Source organism: Zestosphaera sp., assembly GCA_038727705.1.
Taxonomy (GTDB): Archaea; Thermoproteota; Thermoprotei_A; order Sulfolobales; family NBVN01; genus Zestomicrobium.
Map to the genome: position 1 here is coordinate 43,621 of JAVYVJ010000003.1, position 23,617 is coordinate 67,237.

General features: G+C 51.4%; 24 protein-coding genes and 1 other RNA gene. 12 read left to right on the forward strand and 13 right to left on the reverse strand.

Going from position 1 to position 23,617, the window contains the following annotated elements; all coding sequences use genetic code 11:
• Together QW772_07355 and QW772_07360 are read left to right on the forward strand one after the other, a co-directional pair.
• The gene (locus QW772_07355) at nucleotides 1-279 is read left to right on the forward strand and encodes a hypothetical protein (GenBank protein ID MEM0038723.1); all 279 of its coding nucleotides are present in this window, start codon (nucleotides 1-3) and stop codon (nucleotides 277-279) included.
• Nucleotides 266-1,174 (forward strand): geranylgeranylglycerol-phosphate geranylgeranyltransferase, encoded by a 909-nt coding sequence (locus QW772_07360; protein ID MEM0038724.1) that lies wholly within the window; start codon nucleotides 266-268, stop codon nucleotides 1,172-1,174. Before QW772_07355 ends, QW772_07360 begins: the two co-directional genes overlap by 14 nt.
• Here the strand turns inward: QW772_07360 and QW772_07365 are convergent.
• Nucleotides 1,155-2,165: a hypothetical protein gene (locus QW772_07365; protein ID MEM0038725.1), complete on the reverse strand. Its 1,011-nt coding sequence runs from the start codon at nucleotides 2,163-2,165 to the stop codon at nucleotides 1,155-1,157. The genes QW772_07360 and QW772_07365 overlap by 20 nt on opposite strands.
• A 225-nt stretch (nucleotides 2,166-2,390) precedes the next feature.
• On the opposite strand from QW772_07365, the gene QW772_07370 reads away from it, so the two are divergent.
• Nucleotides 2,391-3,722 carry a hypothetical protein gene (locus QW772_07370; protein MEM0038726.1) on the forward strand — a complete coding sequence of 444 codons (1,332 nt, stop codon included), beginning with the start codon at nucleotides 2,391-2,393 and terminating at the stop codon, nucleotides 3,720-3,722.
• A gap of 8 nt (nucleotides 3,723-3,730) precedes the next feature.
• A complete protein-coding gene (locus QW772_07375; GenBank protein MEM0038727.1) occupies nucleotides 3,731-4,339 on the forward strand; it encodes a hypothetical protein in 609 nt (202 codons plus the stop codon).
• 53 nt (nucleotides 4,340-4,392) lie between these two features.
• Here QW772_07375 and QW772_07380 read toward each other — a convergent pair whose 3' ends face one another.
• On the reverse strand, nucleotides 4,393-5,031 hold the full coding sequence (locus tag QW772_07380) for a hypothetical protein (GenBank protein MEM0038728.1): 639 nt from the start codon (nucleotides 5,029-5,031) through the stop codon (nucleotides 4,393-4,395).
• Nucleotides 5,032-5,165: 134 nt separating this feature from the next.
• Between QW772_07380 and QW772_07385 the strand changes: the two genes are divergently transcribed.
• On the forward strand, nucleotides 5,166-5,915 hold the full coding sequence (locus QW772_07385) for an aldo/keto reductase (GenBank protein ID MEM0038729.1): 750 nt from the start codon (nucleotides 5,166-5,168) through the stop codon (nucleotides 5,913-5,915).
• A 169-nt stretch (nucleotides 5,916-6,084) separates the two neighbouring features.
• On the forward strand, nucleotides 6,085-6,798 hold the full coding sequence (locus tag QW772_07390; protein MEM0038730.1) for an HAD family hydrolase: 714 nt from the start codon (nucleotides 6,085-6,087) through the stop codon (nucleotides 6,796-6,798).
• On the opposite strand, the gene nikR is transcribed toward QW772_07390, so the two are convergent.
• The 3 genes from nikR to QW772_07405 are packed head-to-tail and all read right to left on the reverse strand — an operon-like array spanning nucleotide 6,773 to nucleotide 9,733.
• Nucleotides 6,773-7,201 (reverse strand): nickel-responsive transcriptional regulator NikR, encoded by a 429-nt coding sequence (nikR, locus tag QW772_07395; GenBank protein ID MEM0038731.1) that lies wholly within the window; start codon nucleotides 7,199-7,201, stop codon nucleotides 6,773-6,775. The two genes, QW772_07390 and nikR, sit on opposite strands and share 26 nt — an antisense overlap.
• 16 nt (nucleotides 7,202-7,217) lie before the next feature.
• Nucleotides 7,218-8,543: a type III ribulose-bisphosphate carboxylase gene (gene rbcL / locus QW772_07400; GenBank protein ID MEM0038732.1), complete on the reverse strand. Its 1,326-nt coding sequence runs from the start codon at nucleotides 8,541-8,543 to the stop codon at nucleotides 7,218-7,220.
• Between the two features lie 41 nt (nucleotides 8,544-8,584).
• On the reverse strand, nucleotides 8,585-9,733 hold the full coding sequence (locus QW772_07405; protein MEM0038733.1) for a DUF1464 family protein: 1,149 nt from the start codon (nucleotides 9,731-9,733) through the stop codon (nucleotides 8,585-8,587).
• Between the two features lie 282 nt (nucleotides 9,734-10,015).
• Here QW772_07405 and QW772_07410 point away from each other — a divergent pair, with 282 nt between their 5' ends.
• Nucleotides 10,016-10,864 (forward strand): phosphatase PAP2 family protein, encoded by an 849-nt coding sequence (locus QW772_07410; GenBank protein MEM0038734.1) that lies wholly within the window; start codon nucleotides 10,016-10,018, stop codon nucleotides 10,862-10,864.
• A gap of 89 nt (nucleotides 10,865-10,953) precedes the next feature.
• On the opposite strand, the gene QW772_07415 is transcribed toward QW772_07410, so the two are convergent.
• Nucleotides 10,954-12,096, reverse strand: coding sequence for a glycosyltransferase family 2 protein (locus QW772_07415; GenBank protein MEM0038735.1), 1,143 nt, complete (start codon nucleotides 12,094-12,096; stop codon nucleotides 10,954-10,956).
• A gap of 282 nt (nucleotides 12,097-12,378) precedes the next feature.
• On the opposite strand from QW772_07415, the gene rnpB reads away from it, so the two are divergent.
• An RNA gene (gene rnpB, locus QW772_07420) (RNase P RNA component) lies at nucleotides 12,379-12,696 on the forward strand.
• A 50-nt stretch (nucleotides 12,697-12,746) separates the two neighbouring features.
• The gene (locus tag QW772_07425; protein ID MEM0038736.1) at nucleotides 12,747-14,270 is read left to right on the forward strand and encodes a gamma-glutamyltransferase family protein; all 1,524 of its coding nucleotides are present in this window, start codon (nucleotides 12,747-12,749) and stop codon (nucleotides 14,268-14,270) included.
• 5 nt (nucleotides 14,271-14,275) lie between these two features.
• Here the strand turns inward: QW772_07425 and QW772_07430 are convergent, their stop codons facing one another.
• A complete protein-coding gene (locus QW772_07430) occupies nucleotides 14,276-15,295 on the reverse strand; it encodes a dipeptidase (protein MEM0038737.1) in 1,020 nt (339 codons plus the stop codon).
• A gap of 106 nt (nucleotides 15,296-15,401) precedes the next feature.
• On the opposite strand from QW772_07430, the gene QW772_07435 reads away from it, so the two are divergent.
• The gene (locus QW772_07435; protein ID MEM0038738.1) at nucleotides 15,402-16,364 is read left to right on the forward strand and encodes a cysteine synthase family protein; all 963 of its coding nucleotides are present in this window, start codon (nucleotides 15,402-15,404) and stop codon (nucleotides 16,362-16,364) included.
• 22 nt (nucleotides 16,365-16,386) lie between these two features.
• Here the strand turns inward: QW772_07435 and QW772_07440 are convergent, their stop codons facing one another.
• The 6 genes from QW772_07440 to QW772_07465 form a co-directional block, all read right to left on the reverse strand.
• Nucleotides 16,387-16,620, reverse strand: a complete 234-nt coding sequence (locus QW772_07440) for a hypothetical protein (GenBank protein ID MEM0038739.1) — start codon at nucleotides 16,618-16,620, stop codon at nucleotides 16,387-16,389.
• Nucleotides 16,613-18,478 carry an aldehyde ferredoxin oxidoreductase C-terminal domain-containing protein gene (locus tag QW772_07445; protein ID MEM0038740.1) on the reverse strand — a complete coding sequence of 622 codons (1,866 nt, stop codon included), beginning with the start codon at nucleotides 18,476-18,478 and terminating at the stop codon, nucleotides 16,613-16,615. The genes QW772_07440 and QW772_07445 overlap by 8 nt, the downstream gene beginning before the upstream one ends.
• Before the next feature lie 5 nt (nucleotides 18,479-18,483).
• Nucleotides 18,484-18,984, reverse strand: a complete 501-nt coding sequence (locus QW772_07450) for a 4Fe-4S dicluster domain-containing protein (GenBank protein MEM0038741.1) — start codon at nucleotides 18,982-18,984, stop codon at nucleotides 18,484-18,486.
• 49 nt (nucleotides 18,985-19,033) lie between these two features.
• Entirely contained in the window at nucleotides 19,034-19,678 is a 645-nt protein-coding gene (locus tag QW772_07455; GenBank protein ID MEM0038742.1) for a mechanosensitive ion channel family protein, read from the reverse strand.
• Between the two features lie 141 nt (nucleotides 19,679-19,819).
• On the reverse strand, nucleotides 19,820-20,614 hold the full coding sequence (locus tag QW772_07460) for a biotin--[acetyl-CoA-carboxylase] ligase (protein ID MEM0038743.1): 795 nt from the start codon (nucleotides 20,612-20,614) through the stop codon (nucleotides 19,820-19,822).
• Nucleotides 20,615-20,775: 161 nt separating this feature from the next.
• Nucleotides 20,776-21,060, reverse strand: coding sequence for a MoaD family protein (locus QW772_07465; GenBank protein MEM0038744.1), 285 nt, complete (start codon nucleotides 21,058-21,060; stop codon nucleotides 20,776-20,778).
• Nucleotides 21,061-21,212: 152 nt separating this feature from the next.
• On the opposite strand from QW772_07465, the gene QW772_07470 reads away from it, so the two are divergent.
• Both QW772_07470 and QW772_07475 read left to right on the forward strand, forming a co-directional pair.
• On the forward strand, nucleotides 21,213-22,241 hold the full coding sequence (locus QW772_07470; GenBank protein ID MEM0038745.1) for a dihydrodipicolinate reductase: 1,029 nt from the start codon (nucleotides 21,213-21,215) through the stop codon (nucleotides 22,239-22,241).
• Entirely contained in the window at nucleotides 22,229-23,545 is a 1,317-nt protein-coding gene (locus QW772_07475) for an aspartate aminotransferase family protein (protein ID MEM0038746.1), read from the forward strand. Before QW772_07470 ends, QW772_07475 begins: the two co-directional genes overlap by 13 nt.
• The last annotated feature ends 72 nt before the right edge of the window (nucleotides 23,546-23,617 follow it).

The following is a 23,617-nucleotide window of genomic DNA, read 5'->3' on the forward strand; positions in this document are numbered from 1 at the left end:
GTGGTTGAGACGCCTGAGTGGGGGGACGTCAGGAAACTCATAAGGTCGCTCAATGAAGATCAGCGTAAGACTCTGAAGTACTTCTGCGTCAACAAGTCCGTCGGCGAGTTGCTGGCGCTTAAGGAGCTTCAGGCCCTCCATAAGGTCAGAGAGCCCGCTAAAGCTATAGCGAAGCTGATTGAAGTTGGTGTTCTAGTTAGAGGTCAGGGTTGCTACAGCATATCCAGATCCTTCCTAGCCGCCGTCAAGGAGGCTGGTGTCAGAGTTGACGAGTTTTAATGAGAAGATCACCGCCTATCTAGAGCTCCTCAGAATGCATAACGTGGCCGTCACCCTCCTTACGACACTCATAGGCTGGCTGACGGTCAGAGTAACAGCTCCATCACTTGGTGTGGAGTCTCTGATGATCCCGGTCCTGGCAGTGGGTCTGATCTCAAGCGCAGGGTACGTCATCAACGACTACTTCGACGTAGAGGTTGACAGAGTTAACAAGCCCTACAGGCCTATACCCTCAGGCAGGGTGTCCACGCATGAGGCATTGACGCTGAGCATTATACTCTTCACTGCCGGTGGAGTGTCTTCGCTCTTTGCAGGGCCCTACACGATCACCTTCGTGGTGCTCAACGCTCTTGCAGTCTTCCTCTACTCATACAGGATTAAGGAGCTTGGGCTGATCGGGAACGTGGTCGTCTCGCTTGAGGGGGCTTTCACAATAGTGCTCGGCGCGCTGACCCCATCTGAACTGCTGAATAACTTGAGTCTTGTTAAGGCTTCCCTAATGCCGGCATTGTACGCGTTCACCTTGCTTCTGGCTAGGGAGATCGTCAAGACCATCGAGGATCTGAAGGCCGATGAGGTCAGGGACGTTAAGTCGCTCCCCAGGATAGCCGGTGTTAGAGTGGCCTCCCTAACCGCGACGGTTCTTCTGCTCTTCATAGTGTGCATCTCCCCCCTGCCGTACCTTGCTGGTTACGGTCACCTGTATCTTGCACTAGCGCTGACTACGGACGTGCTTATACTCTACGCTGTATCACGGCTCATCAAGCTGGGAAGTCTTGAAAACCCTGAGTCAGCGGCTGCCAAGCTGAGAACAGTGCTTAAGATCTCCATCTTCACCGGGACAACGGCCTTCGCCGCCGACCTAATGCTCAGGACTATACTGTCCTCAATTTGAGGGTTTTCATATCCTGGCCCCAGACGTCGTTGTAGATTACTCTAATGTAGGCCTCCTTACCGCTTAAATCCTCTGATGTCCTCAACCTGAGTTCCTCGACGTGGCCCGATCTCAGATCGCTCACCTCGCTCTTAGCCACCACCCTCCCCTCACACAGGACGACCACCACAACCTTCCCGACGAGCGGCCCCCCACCGTTCCTTATTTGAAGGAGGACCTCTTTACCGTCTACCATGGAAGCCTCAGTATGGATGTGTGGACTGGGGGTGAGGGATCTGTAGATGAGCACGTCGCCTACGACTAGGGGTCTGGTGGAGTCACTCCTCCTTAGCGACAGCCTGCAGCATCCATCAGGGCTTGCCGGCGTCTTCTTTAGGACAAGTTCGTTGAGCCCGACCAGTTGTATGAAGACGCGCTCCCCGCCACACCCTACAGCGAGTTCCGCCGTCTTGGAAGGCACCTCAACAACGCTCTCAAACCCTAGCTCCAAGCCTTCAGCAGGGTGTTTAAACGAGTAGCTTTCCCCATTCGAAAGTGTTAGAACTCCCGAGTAGTAACTCATGTTGACTCTGACGCCAGGCACGGGAGTCAGACCCACTAAACTTACTGAGAGGATCTCAACGACCCGAGAGGTTTCTGCTGAGAGTCTGAGTGTGTACTTCCCCGGCTCCCTAACTATCTGAGTAACGTCGAACGTCTGGGAAGCGTAGGTAAGCCCCTCAGACTCTACCAGTATCTGCGGTTTAAACTCCCTCGTCACGTTTATGGTGTTTACAGAGACCTTCCAGGAGAAGGACTTAGGTCTCAGGTCCTCGCCCTTGAGCAGTATAGAGAGGAAGGAGGGACTCAATGCTGTGTCTACAGGCAGATTCAGCTGGGCACACCTAGGCTTTCCATACCCTCCGATAGCCCCGAGTGACGTGTAGGTCAGTCTGTACGGCACACCCTCGTAAATTCCTGAAGTACACACTACCATACTCCCTGCAACCAACTACCGCACCCAAATGCACTATATAGTGCTCTGGAGAACTAAAAAGCTTGAACAGTTTCTTTGGTTTTGTGTTTTCAGCGTTGTTGGTGTTTGTTGACGTCCTCAGGGCTCCCCCGGGGCTGCGGCAACACGTGGGGGCTCGAGGGAACCACACCAAAACAGCCTAGAACGGAGAACGGTGGCCTAGGTCCACAGCTTATAAACCTCCCCCTGCATGTAGGAGTATTGAGTGAGCAGTCGTCCATGGGAAGAAACCTGACTAAACTTCTGATGGCCTCGGAGGCTTTCTTCGGAAATTTCTACATAGCTGTCACTAGAGGGCTTTTCGTGCCGATGCTGACCTATTCTGGGTACTCGCTGGATAAAGTCTCGCAGGTGTCTTTCTTCGCTGCTTTAATGAACGTCATCATCTCATACCTGATCTACAACAATCCGGACATGTTCAGCAGGAATGTCAGGCTCAAGTTACTTTCAATCCACGCTTCAGAGAGGGTCTTATTCGCCCTGCTTCCATTCCTAATTGGCAGTCCTGACGCTTTAGTGCTCGTATACAGTGTCGCCCTCACGGTGACGATACCCGTTAACGTCCTACTCAACGTGGCACTTATGAGCGTCTTCGTATTAGATGAGTTCGTGGAGATCAACGTACTTAGATCCGCAGTCGGTGCTGCAGCCTCATTACTGGGTTCCCTTTACTCGATGGTGCTGACGGCTTTCCTGGAGCCCCCTACCTCGTATTATGTCGCTTACGTGTCATCATCCCTAATAGGGTTGATGGCCACCCTATCACTGGCTTACTATACCATGCCTGCGGACTTCACAAGCCTTTCTAAGACCACCAGGGAGGAGGCAGAAATCAGGAAAGTCAACACGTTCCTGATGTTGGTGATGATGATAGGCGGTGGTAACTTAATTGGTCTGGCATGGCCTCAGCTCCTCAAGTCTCTGGATACACCCCTGTATGTGACAATCCTGCTTAACGTGGCAGGCAACGTAGGTGGTGTGATAGGACCGTACCTGTGGAAGGGATACAGGGGGTATGTGTTGGCGATGACGTTCAACATATTGTTCACCTCGAGCATTCCCCTACTCAGGCATCCCTGGATGCACGTAGGTGTATCTGCCGCGCTCTCTGCCACCTTCATAGGGGCTAACTTAATAGCCTCATCAATATATTCAAGGTACGTGGAATCATTAGGGGTCGTCAAGGCTTCAACATTCCTGAGCGCGTCAAACGGTGTGGGCCTCTTCATAGCCTCAGTCCTCGGGAAATACCTACCCGGCTCACCTCCCCTAATCTTCAGCGTGGCAACCATGCTCAAATTCCTCGGCCTGCTAGTTGTAGCCCTGGCGATCCCCGAGACCTCCATAGTTCCGCCAAGGACTGCGTACGGGTACGGGAAACTCATATACTCGGCCAGCATGCTAGGTTATACGTTCACGGTGGAGACGTCGCGAAAGATACTTAAGGTCTTCATTCAGATCATCGCCCTAGCATTCCTCTTAACATTAATATTGCTAATATACGAATTATTAGCGGTGCTGTCCAGCGCCTAGGTGGGTGCTTGATGCCAGAAATTACAGACCTTCTGTACGGCGTCATGCGTGATGTCGTGAGGTTAATTCCCTACGTCATGGCTGCCGTGGGAGTGGTTATACTCTCAATAGCCCTAGCCGGGCTGGTCAACAAGCTGATTAGGTGGGTGGTCAGGGCCGGCAACCTTGAGGAGGTGGTTAAGGGAGTGATCCCCGGAGGCTTGAGGATTTCAATAGCTTCGTTGCTCATAATGATTAGTGACATAGGAATTGCATTATTGGCGCTGACCATAGTGGTTAGGTTAATTGCGTTCGCCACATCAGGCGTCTACACGGATCTAATAGTTTACATGACCCGCGTCGTGAGCATCGCGATAATGTTGTTGATCCTCATGGTCGCTCTGGATATACTAGTTAAGTCCGTGGCTTTCGAGAGGAAGGTGGAGAGTCTCCTCTTCATACTACTGTTCTTCTTCGGCCTATCCATGATCATCGACCTAACTGGCTTAAGCCCTGAGATGAAGTCTTCACTGGGGTGGGGCATCGCCATAGGTATAGGGCTGTCGCTTGGGGTCTTCACCCTATGGTTCCTCTTCGGGGAAGCAATAGAGAGAAGAGGATGCACACAGAGTGTTTGAATGCCTCGTTCATGAAGCCCGTCCTTATAGAACTGGGCGTTTTTGAGGGGAGATCACTCACTATGTAGCAACTCGCTGACGATCTGGAGAACACTACCTGCCTCTCTAGGGGGTTGGGTGAGCAGGCCCTCCCTAAGAGCCAGAGTTATGACGCCTAGTTTTAGTGTCCGTAACAATCTGGGGTCCTCCAAATCGATGACGCGTAACACTGTAAAGAGAGATGTCAGTGCTAGTGTGTGCTTGCATAAGACGTACCTGCTCGTGATAGGCAGAGATCTAACCTCACTCAAGTCCACCTCGAGAGCTCTGGCAAGGCTTACGAGCGCGCTGTCAGCCCTGGATGACGTGATCAACGCATCGTCGCAGGTGCATTTAATACCGTACGGCCCGACTTGAGTGATGTAGAAGTCCCTTAGGTACGTTACCGCTACGCCGCTTGAGTCACTCTTAGTAATGTGCTTCCTCACCTCATCAGCACCCACATTTATGAAGGCGATGCCGCCCTCACTCCTGACCAGCAAAATCTTAAACCTATCACTACTCAGGAGTTCTGACGCGCTATGGAGTCTTCTAATCAGGGAAGGCATGACGTCGGACAACCCGACTTCCCTGACCATGCTGACTAGTAGCTCCCCAAGCCTGTCTAAACCAGCCCTCCACTCCCTAACCAGCAGGTCGGGGTCCTCTCTCAATAAACCATCCCTAAACCATACATACCGATTTCAAGGATATTATTTGCGAGACCATTCATATGTGGTGACACTCCACGCACACCATCCCATTCCGCAGAAGACCCTTAGGAAAAACCGGCGAGACCCTATCAGCCATAGGTCTCGGTACTTGGGACATAAGGAGTGAGGATAATGCCTTCACTACCTTAGTGACGGGCATTGAGTTAGGGCTAGATACTATAGACACCGCCGAGATGTACGGGTATGGAAGAGCCGAGGAGCTGGTGGGAAGGGTGGTGAAGCGTGTTGGCAGGGAATCCGTGTTCTTAATAACTAAGATGTTACCTGAACACCTAAAGGACAAGCAGGAGGTGCTGAAATACGGTAAAGCTTCACTCAGGAGGCTGGGTGTTAGTGAGGTAGATCTGTACCTAATTCACCGTCCTAACACATGGCTGAGTATAGCTGAGCAGATTAGGAACTTCGAGGTGTTGGTGGACGAAGGGCTAACCAGATATATGGGCGTGAGCAACTTCAGTGAGAGCGAGTTAAGGGAGGCAATCAACTCCACTAAAAAGTCTGAGATAGTCCTCAACCAGGTTCATTATAGCGTCTTGAGGAAGGATGTTGAGGAATCCCTACTTCCCATAGCCGCCAAACATTACGTGACTATCCAAGCATATACACCGCTGGAGAAGGGTAGAGTTTTGAAGAACCCGAAGCTCATGGAGATCTCTTCAAGACTCGGGAAACCCGTGGTTCAGGTTGCTCTAAACTACGTCCTCCGCAATCCTCACGTGACCGCAGTAGTGAAGACCGAAAACAGGGAGCACTTGGAGGAGATAAGGGGGACACTTGAATGGACTCTGCCTCAGGACATTGCGGAAGAACTCAAGAGACTATAGAGTCTTTTAATCCCTCCCCCTGCGGTATTCGCGAACTTCATACATGCATGATGTCAACGTCAACGGGAGAAATACAACCCAAAGAATTACAACTGCAAGGTAAACACCTCTGGAACAAGATGTCAGCATTTAAAGCCTAATGTATGTCTGATTCTTATGGTGATCAACCATGATTAGGCTGGTTATCTTCGACGTCTGGGACACCCTCCTAAGTTTGGAGGGAATGCAGAACGCGCTCGCATCAAAGCTACATGGCGTTTTGGGGATTAAGTCGCGGGAGGAGATCCTAGAAGCGATTAAGGCCGTACGCGATGAGGTCAGGAGCTTAAGGGTATACGAGGTCTCAGCCAGTGAAGTAGTTCCTACATCGAGGATAAGACTCTGCAACAAGTTGGGAATCGGGTTGGAGGACTTCCTCGGGGTCCACGAGATCCTAGTTAGCGAGGCTAAAGAGGGCAAGCTGAACCACCTAGTCATAGACGATGTTGATTATGTGATGTCCTACATTAAGAATGCAGGCCTTAAGGTGGCGGTCTTAGGTAATGTGCTTCTCTGGGATTCAATCGTCACTGAATCCATACTGAATTCCTCGGGTTTAGGCAAGTTTGTAGATCGCTACTTCTTCTCCGACAGACTCGGGCTTCAGAAACCTGAGTTCGAAGCGTTCGCAAACGTTCTAAAGTCCTTCGGTGTGAAGGCAGGTGAAGCTATACACGTAGGTGATAACGTTCGTGAGGATTTCGGCGGTGCTCTAGCCGCTGGACTTAAGGCGATCCTTATAAACAGGAAGGTGAGAAGCGGACCCCTCATGTTTGAGGAGTTCGCTGTAGTGCCTGAAATCAAGTACGTAGCACATGTTATTGATGAGTGGATCCGACGCTAGACAGTTCCTCCAACGGCATTAGGATAGGCCTCACGAGCTTAACCCCCCTCAACCTGATTATCCGTGCAAGTAATTCCTTAATACGGTTTGACTCACCCTTCAAAGTCAGTACGAGCATGCAGTTTCGCTCATCAACATGCACGTGCAACGCCGCTATGATTTCGTGAAGATATTCATGCTGAATGTCAGTGAGTTGCGCGTCTATATCTCGGGTTTCATGGTCATATACAACCCCTATAACTCCCAAAATTAGACCGCCGACCCTCCACTTATGCTCAACTATAAAGAGTCGCAAAGCTTCCCTGACCACTAATGATTTATTATCTATTTCCAGGGCCCTCATACACTCGTCTAAATGGCGCTTTAGTTCCTCAGGTATATACACTCCGAATTTAAGACCCACCCATTAATCACCTCGTCTAGGCCGGTCTCACATAACCCCACTTGTTGAGTGCCTCCCTTAACTCACTATGAACCTCTGCGTAAGTGTCCAGAGGCACCCCCTTAAGGTAGGCCTCAACGGCCTGCCTTACAGCCATAGCACCCTTCCTAGGGCCTCCGGGATGTCCTAGGACTCCCCCACCAACCTGTATAGTTAAATCTATTCCAAGCGTCCTCAACACTTCGGGTAACGTGCCTGGGTGCAGTCCGCCGGACGAGGTCGGGAGGACGTTTCTTAAGTCGAACCACTCCTGCTTAAGTCTGAAGTCATCCCCCTCCTCTGGCACGTAGGTAGGTTCCCTTAAGACCTTGCATATATTGATGACTTCCTCAGCCTTGGCCTCCAGCTTACCGACCTCCGGCGTTCCAACATGCAGTTGATCAACCCCTACCGCCCTCAGGAGTTTAGCGAGCACGAACATCGAGAGACCGTGTGCAGGGTTTCTAGTGAATGCTGCGTGGAAGGCTCTGTGGGCGTGTATGGCCAGCCCGTACTCCTCCGCGAGATCCCTCACGTACGTGAGGGTTGACCACCCAGCAATCACTACATCAATCATCACAAAAGGATTACCGTAATCAGCAATCAGCTTAAGCCGTTTCTCCATATCCCTCACGTCAGCTGTTATGTTGGCTAGCCAGACCTTCCTCTCGCCGGTTTCCTTCTCGGCTCTGTCTACAGCCCTCATTAACGCCCTAGCTCTAGCATCGAACCTGCAATATGATGGTGACGCAAGGTTTTCATCATCCTTAATGAAATCCATACCTCCTGCCAGTATCTCGAACGATATGACTTCAAGCTCCTCTGGTGTGTAGCCTACCTTCGGTTTTGGGACCGTGCCCAGTATGGGCCTATCGTAAACCCTGTAAATATCCCTAACACCCCCCACACCCTTCACAGGACCTTTGAAATTCTTTAAGAAGTCCCTAGGCATGTATATGTCCTCGATCCTAAGGCCCTTAACCCTCCTCATCCCAAAAATATTCCCAGCTATGGAAGCCAGAAATGCTGGCATGTTACCCTCCTCAAACAGGTCCACGGGGTAAGCAATCCTGACAAGCCGCGACCCGTTTCCTAGGTCCATGAACTCATACGCCCTGCCCATCAACCTCCAGATCCTCTCAGGCAATGAAGTCAACGTCGTCCAAGTACCCACACTACTTTCGGACGCTATACCGCCGGCAACGTCCTCCAGACTGAAGCCCTCGGCAGGCGTTACCTTAAAGGTGACAATCACGTCACGGTCTAGGCTAGGTGTGTAGTCCCTCTTAACAAACACATTATACCATTCAAACTTCTCTGCCACGTAGAACACCTATGGAACACATCTGCTCTAGAACTAATAAATCAACGCTTAAACCTAGGGAACGCGTCCCTCCTGAATTTCGGATGACGCACATAATCGACGGCAGAACCCCTGGCCTCCTTAATGCGCATATGCTTAATCAGGTCATTGAACACCCCACCCACTATCCCATCACCAACCACGGCATAGCCCTGCGCCGTTTCCTTCACCACGCTGGCACCAGGTAGGTTGCCTACCGCCACCGCATTGACGTGGCTCAGAACCCCTGATTTGCTACACCCGTTGATCAGGGCCTCCTTAATGAGTTTAACCCTGACTAACCTGCCTGAGTAAATGATCTCTCGTGGCACTCCTACTGTATAGGTTAGGGCATGGATAGACTTCAAGACACCTTCAATCATAGAGTTCAGCGCGTCTCGGCATTCAGCCCTGCTTCCGTAGCACTCCACTAACTCCTCTGGACTGGCGCATCCAGATATGTAAGAAACCCCTCCAGTGAAGACGTCTGTCTTCACCCAACTTTTTATCAGTTGAACCACCTCAAGATCCGCGCAACCCATGGTAAGGAAGCTGGGTCCAGGCATCGACGTACCTCCGAACGCGTCTATCACTAGGCCCTCCCTCACCCCCACTGCTGAGTTATACCCGAAGCCGAGCTCCACTAGAATGAAGGAAGTCTCGCTGTAAGGTATTCTAAGCCTCCGCGATTGCATTAGTACGGCGAGGACTGCGAGAGCTAACTTATCAGCTGTCCCGAGGTCAACTCGATTTAGCTTTCTATGCTCAGGTATTGTGGGGAGGTTGATGACGCCTGGTATGAACACTACTGGGAGACCTCGTCTCTTAAACTCTTTGACTGTCTTAGCCATAGCGTAGTATATGTAGGAGCCAACGTCACCCCGTCTAACACCTTCCTCGATCTCACTCCTGCTTGTCAACAGCACATAGGTGTAGTACCACTCTTCGAAGAACTCCTCAGGAATCTCGTCAATATACGTCACCTCAACACCGTAACCTGAGGGTCCAACTATAATATCGTAAGGTGAGAACTTCTCAACAACCTTAATCAGGAGCTCAGGCTTCGTAGCGACCTCCTTGGAGTCAATCACTGCTTCCGATATCACGCGACCGTCATTAAGTAGGCACACGTCAATGGTTTTAGTACCTGGGTCTATGCCCACCACCCTCACCAAGACTCACACCATGAAGATAGTTCTTAGAACGCATTAAACTAGAGCTAGTAGTTATGATTTATACAAACACCGCAGCTAGGTTGCTTGGAGTGCATTCCCTAAGTCTCACACCCATCCCTCTACACCCGGAATTACCTTGGTGATTCATCCTCAAAACTCGGCGGATCTACCTAGCCGCAGAAGGCGTGGCTATACGCTCTCCGTTTTGAGAAATGTAGAGAGCTTTTAAACAGGCGGAACATTAAAAGATCTTAAAAGAGTAAGCTTCGGTGTTAGGGTGTGAGAGCGAGGACTCTGACGTTGCTCGTCACATTAATTGCTCTCTCCGGCCTGTACATCTGTGCACTGATAAGCGACTCTACCGAGATTTGGGTAGCCATCAGCGAGCTGGGAGGTGAGTACACATACGTACTCCTCTTTCTGCTACTCTACATTTTCGTTGACGCTGATCTGGCACTCAACTCGCTTTTGATGGTGTTGATAGCCGTATCTGCTAGCGGGCTTCTTAAGGGCTTTTTCAAGATACCCAGACCTCCCGGGGGTAGGGTGGTTGAGGAGGGATACTCCTTTCCGAGTAGGCATACCTCAACGTCCTCTACCTTCTGGAGTTACTTAGTGTTTCGTGTTAGAGACTTACTCCTGATGGCGGTCGCCCTGCTAACAGTGCTTGCAATAGCGCATTCAAGGATTGCTCTAGGGGTTCACACGTACGTGGACGTGTATGCAGGAGTTATGATGGGAATCATGACAGGGGTTCTCTACGGCTTCATATCCAAGCACGGGAGGTTGAGAAGCTACTATACAACACTAGCCCTAGGGTACGTGATCTCCTCAACTGCCGGTATTGTATACGGTGACTTCATGATGTGGAAAGCGTTAGGTCTCCTACTGGCGCTGTCGCTCTATGCACACGTCAGAAGCCACGCACACCTATTTAAGTCGCTGAGGCTCCACTGCAGGGTGTTGTGTATGGCGAGTGCTCTGGCCGCAGTCCTGCTTACGATGGCTCTAATTCCTTCAACGGGGGAGGCATTGACGGTCATTAAGTACTTAATAATGGGCGTTGCGCTCCTCTACACGCCTTTATTGATCGCCAAGCGCTTCAACAAGTTAACTTGTTTTAAATAGGTTGAGATGAGTATGCTTTACAGGGGTGCGGATTGTTTTAAAGTGATGAGAACCCCTTGCTGAGATGTGATGTGACCGACATCGGCTGACTAGTTCTTATTGATAACGTAAAATCCTCTTATCGAGCACACCCTAAAGATCGAGCTGACCTCAATCACCCACGCGAAAGGGGTTAGCAGGATATATTTGAATCCCCCAGACTTATAGACTCCGTACATGTACGCTGTCCAGTAGTAGATAGAGTTCAGCATAATGAGCGACATCACGTACACGTTATAGTTGGCAGTCACTATGATCGCGGTCACGGCTAGGATGCTGACAACCCAGTTGAAAGATTTAAGCACTACAAGCACCTTCATTGCGTTAGGTGCGTGCATCAGATCGTTTAGGACTCCCTTAAACCATCTGGCTCTCTGCATCTGAAGATCGCTTAAGTTGTTCGGCGATTTAATGCTTACAATAGTGCCCGACTGCCAGGTCTTGTAATTCCTCCTGACCAACTCTGCCGCCACCCTGAAATCTTCTGCGATCGAGTTAGGGCGGATGTTAAGCTCTCTCAAGACATCCCCTCTAATCCCCAGTAACTCTCCATGCAGTCCTAGAAGCGGCACCCCTAGAAGCCCTGTGAAGAACCTGTAGAAGGTTAGATCATTGAAGTACCTTACCCAGTCGATTATGAAGGCCAGTGTGGAGCGACCCCTCCTCGGCTTAAGTATTGGGTTGAACGCCACATACCCCCTCTCCTCATAGTAGGGTATTTCATACAGAAAGTCGTTGCCGAGTACCAAGTTATCGTCATCTAGAAAGACATACCAGTTCCTCTGATCAACTAAGTACTCTATGAAGTAACGCATGGCCCTCGCCTTACCCCTACACTGACTAACATATCCCTTAGGCACTACTACCAATCTCACGTAGGGATCTGACAACGCTAGCGCGCTTAAGTAGTGCGTCAACTCAGCACCCTCGTCGATCACCAGCCAGACCACGTAGCCTCTAAACATATTCCGTAAGTTGCTCAGGGATTCCTTAAGAGCGTTCTTAACTTTACCGTTGGCTACAGTCACAAGCACGAACTCGACGTTGTCCGCTCTATACGGCTTCCTCCTAGGCCTATAGGTAACGTAGCCTATGGACCCTACTATCACGAATAAATACGTGACAGAGAGGGTCAAGCAGATAGGTATCATGATAGCAGGCTGACTTGACAAAGTGTTAAGCGCTTCATCCATCACCAACGCCTAACTCTGTATAGCGACCAACAGTAAAAAACCTTATTAAGTGGCAACGCCCCCATATATAGAGGTGATGCGTGTGGGAGGCAGGCAGAAGACAACCCTCTTCATGATAAGTGAGAGCAGGGAATCTCAGAAGACTAAAGCCACGGAGACTACTGAAAAGACTAAGGGCAAGAAGTAACTCTAGTCTATAAAGCAACCTCTTCTTAACCCGCAGGACAAAGCCTAATCAGTTATCCATGCCTTATAAGTTACGTACTTAATTAGCTATAGGGGCGGAGCCGGTTGGCGGCTACGGGGATCGCCCCTGAGGAAGCACCGCCCTCCGCGCGGTGCGGGGACTCCGCAAGGAGTGCGGGGAGACCCGTAGCTCCGGCACAGAAACGACACGGCCACCCTCGGATGTCTGTGAGGCGGTGAGGACGTCTCGGCAACGAGGCGTCAGTAACCCGCTGAGTATGAGGGCGGATGCGTTGAAACGGCCGACTCCCCGGGAGCAAGGCCAAGCAGCGCCGATGAGGGCCGCGTGAGGCGCGGGTAGGCCGTTAAGCTCAATGCCGCCGTACTACTGAAGGCGGGCTATAACCGGCACCGCCCCCAACCCAGCTTAAATTATCGCTAATGCTCTGTATATTGGTGAGTACATGTTCCGGACACCCTTCTACTCCTTAAAGGGCGTCGTTGCCAGTGAGTCCCCGCTGGCTTCTGCCATCGGCGTTAGGGTGCTTGAGTCAGGAGGTAATGCTGTCGACGCCTCTGTCGCCACGTCGCTCGCGTTGAGCGTCACCCTGCCCCACCTGGGAGGGTTGGGGGGTGATTTCTTCGCTCTTGTAAAGGATCTAAACGGTAACGTAGTCTTCGTTAACGGTTCAGGATACGCACCCTCTAGAATGAGCATAGAACACCCCAAGACACTTGGGCTCAGCGAAGTTCCTGTGGAGGGCCCGCTTTCAGCGGTCGTGCCGGGAATGATCGACGGCCTTAGAGTTATGTGGAGTAAGTTCGGGACCCTTGAGTGGAGTAAACTCGTTGACCTGGTAATAAGGTCTGTTAAAGAGGGTTTCCCGATCACACCGAGCCTCGCAACAGCCCTCAACAACTTGAAGGTCTCTCTACTTAGAGACGAAGGTTCTAGGAGGACTTACTTCGCGGCTACGCAGTTCTACATGTCTGGAGATCTCGTTAGGTTCGACGGCATGGTGAGGACGTTGGAGGCCATCCGTGAGAACCCGAGGAACTTCTATGACGGAGACGTAGCTCTTAAGATATCAGAGTATGTTAGATCTCTGGGCGGCCTCATTAGCTACGAGGATATGCATTCCTTCAAGGCGGAGTTGGGAGAGCCTATCAGGTTGCAGTTCGACGGCATGACCATCTATGAAATGCCTCCCAACACGCAGGGAGTCACAACGTTACATCTCTTGAAGCTCCTCCGAAATGCTGACACAGGGTCCTCAACCTCAATAAGGAGGCTCACAGCCTACTTGCGTGCTTTCGAGACCGCCTACAGGATCAGAGACACCTACGTTGGAGACCCGCGTTGTATGAGCGTCAGCGTTGACCATCTACTCAGTGACGAGTTTCTGAATAATGCCGTTGGAGGGAAGTCCTTAAAGCCTAGAGGGGAGGGCGACACCACGTACTTCACAGTAGTAGATAAGGAGGGCTTAGTAGTGTCAGGTATTCAGTCGCTATTCTACCCATTTGGTTCAAAGGTCACTGAACCAACCTACGGCATTACGCTCAACTGCAGAGCTTCCTCATTCAACCTAATGCCCGGTCACCCGAACTCGCTTGCACCCCTTAAGAAGCCTCTACACACCCTCTCAGCAATGATAATCGTGACAGAGAAGAAGGAGATGACGTTAGGGCTTTCCGGAGGTCACTTTAGGCCACAACTCCATGCGGAGATATTCGAGAATATATTTGGGCACAAAATGAGCCCACAAGAAGCTATAGAACATCCCAGGTTCATCTGGCATCCCGGGACTCAAATCATTGAGTTGGAGGAGGGGTTTGAGGAAGGCGAGGTAGGTGGGTACAGTTTGAGAAAGACTAAATACCCGTCCAGACTCGGCGTCGCCGCCGCCGCTGAGGTGTTTGGGAGTAGGGTTAAGGCAGGTTACGTTGATATCAGAGGGGACGGACTCGCGTTAGGTCCTGTCTAAGGTCCTTACTGCAGGTTCCCGTGAATCACTCTCAAGACGTTTTCGTAGGCTATCTTCCTCAAATCCGTTTCGCTGAATCCCCTGTCCCTCAGCAGATTCAGTAAGTCCTGCACTTTGTCCACAGTCTCAAGACCTACAGGCCCCGGCTGCCCTAAGAGTCCGTGGAAGTCAGTCCCTATAGCCAGTATGTCGGGTCCGAATGTCTCACGGACATGGATGAAGTGCTTAACCAGGTCCTCTGTAGTGGGTCTTTCTTTACGTGATATGAATGATGGAACGAAAGTCAGACCGATGACGCCTCCGTTTCTGCGCAACGCCTCAAGAACTTCATCCTCTACGTTCCTCCTGTGATTATGCACTGCCTTGGCGTTAGCGTGACTTATTAAGACCGGCTTCCTGGACGCCTCAAGAACTTCGAGGGCTGTTCTCTTGCTTGCATGGGCTACATCCAACATGATACCCAGCTTGTTCGCCATCTTGACTAATTCTTCACCGTCGGGCGTCAGCCCATAATCCTTCTGCGAGGTGCACGACGACGCCCACTTATTGTTGTAGTTCCACGTCAGCCCTAAGGACCTCAGTCCCAGCTTCCTGAGCAATATGAGGTCGTACGGGTCGTCCACAGAGTCAGCCCCCTCGACATGGATGAGGAAGCCGAATCTATACTCCCTTGAGAGAGTGATATTATCAACGTCCTTAGCAGACTCAACCAGCGCTATCCCGTAAGCCTCGGCCAGGGCATAGTAGATCTTGAAGTGTTCGAAAAGCTGTATCTGTGGATACCTCATTATCGTTTTAGGTAGCCACCTTCCGCTCCCTACCTCTTCACGAAGCCTTACGTCGAAGGTGTGGGTTCCAGGGAACGCGGAGGCGAACACCACTCTAACATTACCACGGACGTACTTTGGGATATCCGCATCCCTACCACTAACATCGACACCGAAGTCGGCGAGCACCTGGCCGCTCCCGAACGTCAGGAAGTAGGTAGATACATCTTCATGAAGATCTATAACCGGGTACGTCATTTTCATGACCCCCTAATGTATCTCCATAGTCAATATAAAGTCTCCTCAGCCCTTCAACCCTCCTCCTTATTAGTTGCTTTACGGCGTCTTTATTGGGTTCACTAGCTTGAGGTCGGAGTATTTCGTAACCGACGCGGTGGGGCACACACCTGTAGTCAGGCTAAAGAACGTTGTTCCAGGAGGTTTGAAGGCTGAGGTGTGGGTTAAGCTCGAATTCATGAATCTGACAGGCAGTATTAAAGACAGGATGGCGCTCTACATGATTAGGAGGGCTGAGGCACAGGGCAGACTAAGTAAGGGCAAGACCATATTGGTCGCTACGACAGGTAACACGGGGATAGCTTTCGCCGCGCTAGGTGCTGCACTAGGATATAGAGTGACTGTAGTGATGCCGGAGGGAGTTAGCGAGGAAAGGTTTAAACTGATTAAGCACTACGGAGCGGACATAATTAGGGTGCCGGGCGGTGGGTTCGACGCATTTAAGGTGCTTAGCTACGCCAAGGAGCTTGAGGAACTGCATCCGGACAAGTACGTATTTCTGAATCAGTGGGACGATGAGGCGAACGTTGAGGCACACTACGAGACCACTGGCAGGGAGATAGTTGAACAGCTAGGCGCTGTCGACGCATTCGTGGCCCACGTAGGCACTGGAGGAACGTTAGTCGGCATCGCTAAGCGGCTTAAAGAAGTGAATCCGAAAACGCTAGTGGTTGGGGCTGAGCCGTCAGAATGTCCTGTAGTCCATCACTGGTTCTATACAGGTGTGGAGGGCCCGGCAGGCAGACATGAGATAGAGGGGGTTGGAGACGGTTTCGTGCCTGACATAATAAGGAGGTATAAGCACCTGATAGATCATTTTGAGGTAGTGTCCACCGACGATGCCATAGAGATGTCTAGGAGGCTTGCGAGATGTGAGGGCCTTGCAGTAGGGATTTCCTCAGGGGCTAACGTTGCTGCTGCACTGAAGATCGCTTTCAAGTTTAACCTGGGTGAGGGGAAGAAGATAGTTACTATACTCCCGGACTACGCTGCAAGATACTTTAGCACCAGACTCTTCACGGAACGCTAGGTCCGGCTACCACGTGCGGCGTTCACCCTCCATGGAACAGCCTATATATTTGTAATTCATCATAATTGCACACGTCCTCATCGATTTTGACGAGCTTCTTGCCACTACCCACGGCTATGAGTTCCAAGTTCACCTCCATACCAACTGTCTTGAGCGCCTTCTCAATCGCCTCCCCCACCGACGTGCAACCCTCTAGCTCCAGGCATATCCTCACGTCCTTAGGCAACCACGCCGTCCTGACGCACACCCTATGCATTAATCCCTAACCTCGCTTTGACTCTGCCTATCTCCCTAGCAAGCTCCACCAGGCCTAACCTCTCCAGGGTCTCCTCCTTAGGGATCCCCAGCTCATCCCACCCCAGCTCGCTGTAGTACCTCCCTAACTCAATCCTTACGTCCTCCCTTCTAGGAGCTCCACCGGCCTTAGGGCCTCCGGGCAACGGTTCGTAGAACCTCTCAGGGTTGTCGTCATGCACTCTCGGATCCCAGAATACGTCAGGTCCTCCAAGCAAGAGGAGGACCCTCTGAAGGGTTAATATCCTTACACCACTCGCATAGAGGTCATCCTCGGTTAAACCCCATCCAGTCACCACGTTCATATAAGTAACCAACTTCTCAACCTCCATAGTATTGAAGATACAGACTACCGCACTGTCTAGGAAAGCGCTGAAAGCCTCCGACTCCGTTGACTTAACCGGCGTGCCCGCCGTTGATGTGTGATCGCCTCCCTGCACAGATCCAGCGTAGGCTATCTTCTGCGGGTAGTCCAGACCGCTTCTCACCCCATGAGCTCCCACCGCAATCCCCTTGACTTGGACGGCATACTTAAGCAGATCCACGCCCTTAGATGTACTGAGCTTCAACGCCGCTCTATACGTGCCCTCCGCCATGAGTCCTCCAAGCCCCCTTCTGTATGCTATGTCCTCCATGAACTTCCTTACACACTCAACATTACCCCACCTCAGCTCACAGCCTACGTCGACCCTCGATAGATATCCCCTCTCGAAGAGCTCTATAGCGAATCCGAGCACGTTTCCTGTCTGTATCCCGCACAGCCCTAGCTCGTCGGCCAACGCGGAGAGCTTGACAACCGAAGGCATGTCGAAGACCCCTAAGTTACTTCCCAGGTATGCACCCATCTCGTAGTCAGGACCGTCCGTCACGTACGTGGTACCGTTGTCAAGGACTTTACTTACCTTCATGCATGAGGTCGGGCATCCCCAATCACTCCAGAGATTCCTCACCCAGCACTTCCTCTCAAGGACTTCATGTGTGAAGGCCCTGATGTTATGCCATTCCTCCATCCAGTTCTTTATAGGTTCAGAGCTCGTTCTGTAGCCCGTAGTCCAGAGCCCCTGCGTCGTCCCCCAATACCTGAAGGTTCTCATCCTGTCACACAGCTCACCAAGGGCCTCCCTCCATGCTCTAGCGAACCCTTCACTATCGTGGACAGGCGGCATAGGACCTGACCCCTTAGCCACCACAGCCTTAACTTTCTTGGAACCCATCAGCGCACCGTAGCCCCCATAACCGGCGGCGTGCGTGAGTTTACTCATGACGACTGAGGTCCTCACCAAGTTCTCTCCTGCAGGCCCTATGTAGATGTAGCTTGGCACTACGTCAAGCCCCCTACCGGCATTTAAGTCGCTCTCCAGAAGGTGGTTTAGAGCAGCAATTAACTTAAGCCCTCCTAAACCCCAGAGGGGTGAGGCATCCCTGATTTGAGCTCCGTGACTATCCACATAGATGTAGACAGGGGTCTCTGAGGCACCCCTTATAATCAGCCCGTCATACCCTGCAGTCTTAATATCCACAGCCAGCTCACTGGAGACCGTGGAGCCTACGACGCCGTTACTCTGCGGGGACTTGCCTGAGACAACAAGCTTAGCGCCGGGGTAGTAGCCTGTTAGGGGGCCTGTGAGCACGAGAAGTAAGTTCTCAGGTCCGAGAGGGTCTACAGACTCCCACCTATCCCCCAGCTCATCCCACAGAAGCCACGCCGCAAGACCTCTGCCACCGACAAATTTCCTGAAAACTTCCTCAGGCACGTCCAGTATTCTCGAAGTGTTGGTGTCTAAATCTACGTCTAAGATCCTACCCCATACCCCAAACACTCACATCACCTCAAGGCAACACCCAGCTTCCTAGCCACCTCCTCGGAGGCTCTTAATGGATTGTTGAGGTAATTCTTGACTACCTCACCCTCAGGCTTACGCACAACCCTCAACGCGTTGAATCCCATCAGTTCACATACTTCAACACATGCTGGGCTTCCACCGCATAGATCACATATCACGACAGCCTTCAAGCCCTCGACGATCCTAGGCACTCTCCCAGGGCATGCCTCGATGCAAGACCCGCACAGAACGCAGCGCTCCTCATCAACCACAACGGCTCCAGTTTCTCCAACGCTTAGTGCGCTAGTCGGGCATGAAGGAATGCATGGATAATCGTCACACTGAACGCATAAGTAGGGTATGGGGAAGCCGAAAACAGACTCATGTATCCTTATTCTAGAGGCTGAAGGCCATATGATGGCCTCATGCCTCCGAGAACACTCGATCTCACAGATCCTGCACCCGACACATCTCGAGTAGTCTCTAAGAATCCAGATCTTCATGCTACATCACCGAAAGCTAATTTCGGGGTTTGGAATTAAAAATCAAGTTTTAAGCGCTCTGGGTCTGCTCCTGCTGAAGCTTCCTTATAACTATCTTCTGGCCTATTAACGCAGTACTAGGTATTAAGACCGTATTACCGTCCTTCCTCTCAGCAACTGTGAAGAGAGTCCCTATATCAGCTACCTTGACTTCCGACTCACCGGCAGCGTCTATGAGGTCCCCTATCTTGAAAGGTCTCGCGAGCAATAAGAACATACCGGCCACAGCTTGACCGAGGACTTGCTGCGTCGCGTAACCGATCACTAACCCTATAAAGCCGCCCAGAGCCACCCCGGCAGCCCCTCCGGCAACTCCTCCAGCAATCGAGGCAAGCAACGCGCCCAAGCCCAAGATCCTCACTAAACTCCTGACGGCCGCGGCAGCCGAGACCCCGTACTTAGGTTTCAGAATGGCGTAGAACATCGATGCGGCCGCCGATACGATGAACCAGCCTATCACCAGGGACACAAGTATGTATATGTATGGTTGATAATCCCTTATCACCAATAGACCCTCCAACTTATAGGCGGAGGCCACATCCGGTATCAAGTAGTTAAAGATCCAGTTCAGCACCCCCATCACAATGACTGCGATAACCACATATATTACTAGCTTCTGCAACGCAGAAGCTAATTTATCTTCGCCTGAGGACATAAATACACTCCCCATATATTCAGTAAGAAGAGATTAATAAATTCGCACGTTGATTATCATAGCCTGTTAAGTTTTTATAGCTTAAGCGTGGCATCTTTGTGTCATTGACTTTGAATCTCAACCCCTGATACTTGAGGTGATTTAGCTCACGCGAACTACATCCCCACTATAAATTCGGTGTCTCACACCGGTTGTCTCCTCCACCACTAGAGCCCCATCGTCGGCCACATCAACTGCCCTCCCCTCTATAATGCCCTCGCCTGTCACCACCCTAACCCTACCCCCTAATGTCTCAGCTAGTTGACGCCATTGATCCACTACCTCTCTAGACCTGCCTTCAAGTATCTTCATGTACGCCTCTTCTATATTCTTAAGGATCTCGATCAGCAACGGTGTTCTGGGCGTTGGATATCCAATAACCTCCCTCACACTGATAGCCCTCCCCCTAAGGTCTTCAGGTATCTCATTGTTCACGTTAACCCCCACACCCACCAGAATGAAGACCTCGGCATCACCTCTCCCCTCAACAAGAACTCCCGAGATCTTCCTGCCCTCCACTACCACATCGTTAGGCCACTTAACCGATGCATTAAGCCCGTAAAGCGTTCTCAGCGACTTAGCTACTGAGAGACCCGTGCTTAGGCTCAGGAGCTGCATCCCACTCAATTTGGACGGCTTAAGGACTAGAGTGAACCACAAACCACCTGGGTTAGCCGACCACCTCCTCCCATGCCTACCCCTCCCGAGACTCATGCTCTCAGCTACCACCACCAAACCTTCACCGAACCCCTGCTTGACTAACGAGGCTGCGAGATCCTGTGTTGAGGTGCACTCCCTCACATAAACGGCCTCGTACCTGACTCTCTTACCTACCCCCTTCAAACAACTCCCCACGTCCCGCAGATCGTCAACCAGCATTGCTTCAGACCCAACCATCCTCTATAGGTTAGTTATCATAAAATATCTGCCTCTCGTTATCACCCTCCCTAGAGTTAGTGAGTCCCCTTTCAAATTAGACATGCAGTCCATCACGATCGAGAAACTCGGTAGGCGTAACCTATGAAGCGATTACGTACACCCGAGTTTAGTGCGGCCGGTCAGGGCTGCTGTCCGCCACCACTCGGCGGGAAGATAGTTATTAAGTCACCGTCTTCAAGGGGCGTCTTCAGCCCCCCGGTGAACTCTGCGTGCCTGCCGTTAACTAACAGTATGATTCCTCTTCTGATGCGGTTCTCCTCATCCACTAAGTACTTCTTTACCTCAGGCAGTAGATCAAGAACGTCCCCTAGCAACGCTTTCGAGGAGGGGATGAGTAACTCCCTTCTAGACCAGCCGAGCTTCTCCCTTAAGGTGGAGTATACCTCCACAACCACTTTAACCATCTACCACACCCGGCCGGATGCCTTGTCTCTGCTCATCTAAAGATTCGAGTCGTATGGTACATTTTAAATTTGCGTGGGTGCGTTATTCGAAACATGGTAGAACAGTGTAATATTAAATACCTTAAGTTACTACTAACTTTTGGTGTAATACATTGGGCAGACCTTTAAGGTTGATTCTCTACGGAATTGGCCCTATAGGGGCTCTCGTAGTCAGGCTCGCTAGCTCGAGAAAGGGGTTAGAGTTTGTAGGCGGTGTTGACGTGGATCCGGCTAAGGTCGGTGAGGACTTAGGGGTTGCAGCCGGTCTGGGCAGGAGTTTAGGCGTTAAGGTGGTACATGACGCCCAGTCCTGGGATCTCCTGAAGAATGTTAAGCCCGACTTCGTGGTCATAACCACCGGCACCTACCTCGACAGAATCTACACCCAAGTCGTTAAGTCGATATCTGTTGGTGCTAATGTAGTGTCGACCTCGGAGACTCTGGCATACCCCTGGTACAGATATCCTGAGCTCTCATTACTCATTGACGAACTGGCTAAGAAGAACGGCGTCAGAGTCCTTGGCACCGGCGTTAATCCTGGATTCGTGTTTGACACCGTTCCAGCCGTCTTGTCGTCGGTTAGCGCTAGAGTAGATAGAATTCACGTGGTCAGGTCTCAGGACGCATCTAAGAGAAGGTACTCATTCCAGAAGAAGTACGGGCTATCATTAACTCCTGAAGAGTTTAGGGTGAAGGTCTCCTCGGGTGAGATAACGGCGCATGTGGGTTACGCGGAGTCCGTGATGTTGCTCGCCAGCATGCTGGGGGTCTGCGTAGATAGGGTTGAGGAGGGTCAGGAACCCATAATCGCTGACAAATACATGGAGACCCAATACTTCAAGATAGAGCCCGGTAGAGTCTCAGGGATACATGGTTGGGGTATTGGATACGTCGGCGGCAGGGAATTCATAAGGCTCGACCTGCTTGCTTCAGTAGGTAGGGAGGACTACGACGAGGTGGTGTTGGAGGGCGAGCCAACAATGCGTTGGAGGAGTGTGTTAGGGACGCCTGGCGACATAGCGACAGCTTCGATAGTTCTTAACGTCATTCCGAGGATGATGCAGGCACCGCCAGGGCTTCTGACCATGAAGGACATCATGACCCCATCAGCGTTCCTGGGTGATTATGAGTGCCAAACCTAGGAGGCCACGATAACTCGAGGAAACTGTATGAGAGGGCAAGGAAATTCCTGCCGGGCGGCGTTGCGTACAGTCTGAGGTACTTTACACCCCATCCGATATACGTCACCAGAGCTAAAGGATCTAGAGTGTGGGACGTTGACGGTAACGAGTACGTGGACTTCTGGATGGGACACGGCGCCGTAGTGACGGGGTTTGGGTACGAGCCGATACTGGAGGCCGTGAGGGAGCAGCTGGAGTTGGGAACTCACCTCGGCTGGTGTAATGAGTGGGAGGTCAAGTGGGCTGAGGCAGTTACACAGTGGTTCGACATGGACCTGGTGAGACCGACTAACTCAGGTACTGAGGCAAACATGTACGCAGTCAGATTGTCCAGAGCCTACACTAGGAGGGTTAAGGTCGGTAAGTTCTTGGGCGGGTGGCACGGCGGCTACCCAGAGCTACATGTAGGGGTTAACTACCCTTATGACAAACCATCCTCAATCGACATGCAGTACTTCGACACGAGCAAGACAGTAGTACTTCCCTACAACGACTTGGACAGAACGAGGGCGATAGTTAAGGAGGAGAAGCCCGCTGCAGTTATTGTGGAGCCTGTGGTCGGCGTTGCCGGCTGCATTCCAGCTGAGAGGGACTTCCTTAAAGGGTTACGTGAGCTAGCCGATGAGGAGGGCTTCCTCCTCATCTTTGATGAGGTCATCACCGGCTTCAGATTCTATAAAGGAGCCCAGCATTACTATGGAGTCAGACCTGACTTAATAACTACTGGTAAGGCCGTCGGCGGTCAGTACTTCGCTGGCGCGGGGGCCATAGTAGGGCGTTCAGAGTACATGGAACTACTAGATCAGACAAAACACCCCAAGTTCTGGGAGAGAGCCTTCCACGGAGGAACCTTCGTTGGGAATCCACTGACCATGAGGGCCGGCTACACCTTAATATCCGAGTTACTCAAGGCTGGCGAGTCTTTCTACGAGAGACTCGACTCCCTGGGTAGAAGGTTGAGCGACTACATCAGAGACTCTATAGAGCGTAGCGGTCTCCAAGGACACGTGACGGGACTTGGATCTATGATCGGAATCCACTTCACTAAAGAGTTGCCTACAGATCCCTTGAAGAGTGAGGCAACCAAAAATGTCAGGGCTTGCGGGGCTCTCTTCAAACACATGGTCAGCAGAGGCGTGCTCTACACCTCACCCGCAAAGCCTCACCTCTTCCTCTCAGCAGCTCACACATATGAGGACTTAAGTAAGTTCGCTGAGGAGTTCGACGTGTTTGTACGTGAGAGCAGAGACCTCTTTGCATACTGAAAGTGAGGATTAACCATATTAGAGTAAAAGCACCCCACATATGTTCAAATGTAACCACATGAATAAATACAT